The sequence below is a fragment of the Streptococcus sp. GMD6S genome, assembly GCF_000297015.1.
This window is the reverse complement of record NZ_AJRH01000109.1, coordinates 1-2181: the sequence shown is the minus strand read 5'-3', so window position 1 is coordinate 2181 and position 2181 is coordinate 1. Positions and strand designations below refer to the sequence as shown.

Genomic DNA, 2181 nt, shown 5'->3' with positions numbered 1-2181 from the left:
GTTGCAGCCCTTCTAGTTGGAAATGACCAACTCAATGAAGTTAAGTTGAAAAACCACTTGGGTGCAGATTTCTTTGATGTTGCGAGCGAGGAAGAAGTAGCAAATGTTATATCGGCTGGCTTTGGTTCGCTTGGCCCAGTTGGTTTGCCAGAAAATGTGAAAATCATTGCAGACCGTAAGGTACAAGATGTTCGCAATGCTGTTGTGGGGGCCAACGAAGATGGCTACCACTTGACGGGTGTGAACCCAGGTCGTGATTTCACTGCAGAATACGTGGATATCCGCGAAGTTCGTGAGGGTGAAATTTCACCAGACGGACAAGGCGTTCTTAACTTCGCGCGTGGTATTGAGATCGGTCATATTTTCAAACTCGGAACTCGCTACTCAGCAAGCATGGGTGCAGATGTTTTGGATGAAAATGGTCGTGCTGTGCCAATCATCATGGGATGTTACGGTATCGGTGTTAGCCGTCTTCTTTCAGCAGTTATGGAACAACACGCTCGCCTCTTTGTCAATAAAACGCCTAAAGGTGAATTCCGTTACGCTTGGGGAGTTAACTTCCCTAAAGAATTGGCACCATTTGATGTGCATTTGATTACTGTCAATGTTAAAGATGAAGAAGCGCAAGCCTTGACAGAAAAATTGGAAGCCAACTTGATAGACGCTGGTTACGAAGTCTTGACAGATGACCGTAACGAACGTGTCGGAGTGAAGTTTAGCGATAGCGACTTGATTGGTCTGCCAATCCGTATCACTGTTGGGAAGAAAGCAGCCGATGGCATCGTAGAAGTCAAGATCAAGGCGACTGGTGACACAATTGAAGTTCACGCAGATAACTTGCTCGAAACCCTTGAAATCCTAAGCAAGAAATAAAACTATAATCAGAAGAAAAACAAGGCAAAAATGTAACTAGTTTTTACCTTGTTTTTTCTGTATAATGGGAAAAATGAGTAAATGAAGAGGTAAAGCTATGCTAAAATTTCCAAAGGATTTTGTCTGGGGTTCCTCCACTTCTGGACCACAGACAGAAGGACGAGTGCCAGGTGATGGTAAAGGAGATAATCTCTGGGATTATTGGTATCAAGTAGAGCCAAACCGCTACTACAATGGGATTGGATCTGATAAAACATCGACCTTCTATGAAAACTGGGAAAAGGATATTGAGCTTTTGGTAGAGACTGGGCATACAGCCTTTCGTACTTCTATCCAGTGGTCTCGTATTTTCCCGCAAGGTCGTGGAAAAGTCAATCCTCAAGGTGTGGCTTTCTACCGTCAGGTATTTGAAGCGATTAAGGCCAAGGGCATTCGTCTCTTAGTCAATCTCTATCACTTTGACCTGCCTTTTGCCCTGCAGGAAGATGGGGATGGTTGGGAAAACAAGGCAACCATTAAGGCTTACGAAGACTATGCTCGTTTTTGTTTTGAGACTTACGGTGACTTGGTGGACCAATGGATTACCTTTAACGAGCCCATCGTCCCTGTGGAGTTTGGCTATTTTTATGATGCTCACTATCCTCACAAGGTGGATGCCAAAGCGGCGGTTAAGGTTGCTTATCATACGCAACTGGCTAGTAGTCTTGCGGTTAAGGCTTGTCATGAGATTTTGCCTGATTCTAAGATTGGGATTGTCCTCAACTTGACACCAGCCTACCCACGTAGTCAGCATACCGCAGATGTCAAGGCTGCGCGCATTGCGGATCTCTTCCAAGCCCAATCTTTCCTAGACCCGTCTGTCTTGGGAGCTTATCCAGAAGAATTAGTAGAAATCTTGTCTGAGCATGATTTGCTGCCAGAGTACACTGTTGAAGAGTTAGAACTCATTCGGGAGCATACAGTGGACTTTCTTGGAGTCAATTACTACCAACCTTTGCGCGTTATGGCGCCACGTTTTGCCAAGCATCCAGACAGTCCACTCTTGCCAGAACATTTCTATGAGCCTTATATCATGCCGGGCCGTAAAATCAATCCTCATCGCGGTTGGGAAATCTATGAGCAGGGGATTTATGATATCGCTCAAAATATCAAGGAAAATTATGGCAATATTGAGTGGATGTTGACAGAGAATGGCATGGGTGTTGAAGGTGAAGATAAATTCCGTGTGAATGGCATGATTCAGGATGACTATCGTATCGACTTTGTCAAAGGACATCTGCGTGAACTTCACCGTGCCATTGAAGACGG

2 protein-coding genes are annotated in these 2181 nt (G+C 44.8%); both read left to right on the top strand.

Annotation, left to right across the window (positions count from 1 at the left end):
• The coding region (locus GMD6S_RS08840) for a His/Gly/Thr/Pro-type tRNA ligase C-terminal domain-containing protein (RefSeq protein WP_000320134.1) at window positions 1-873 on the top strand (873 nt) is incomplete at its 5' end.
• A gap of 97 nt (window positions 874-970) precedes the next feature.
• A partial coding sequence (locus GMD6S_RS08835; protein WP_000911359.1) for a glycoside hydrolase family 1 protein occupies window positions 971-2181 on the top strand: 1211 nt, incomplete at its 3' end.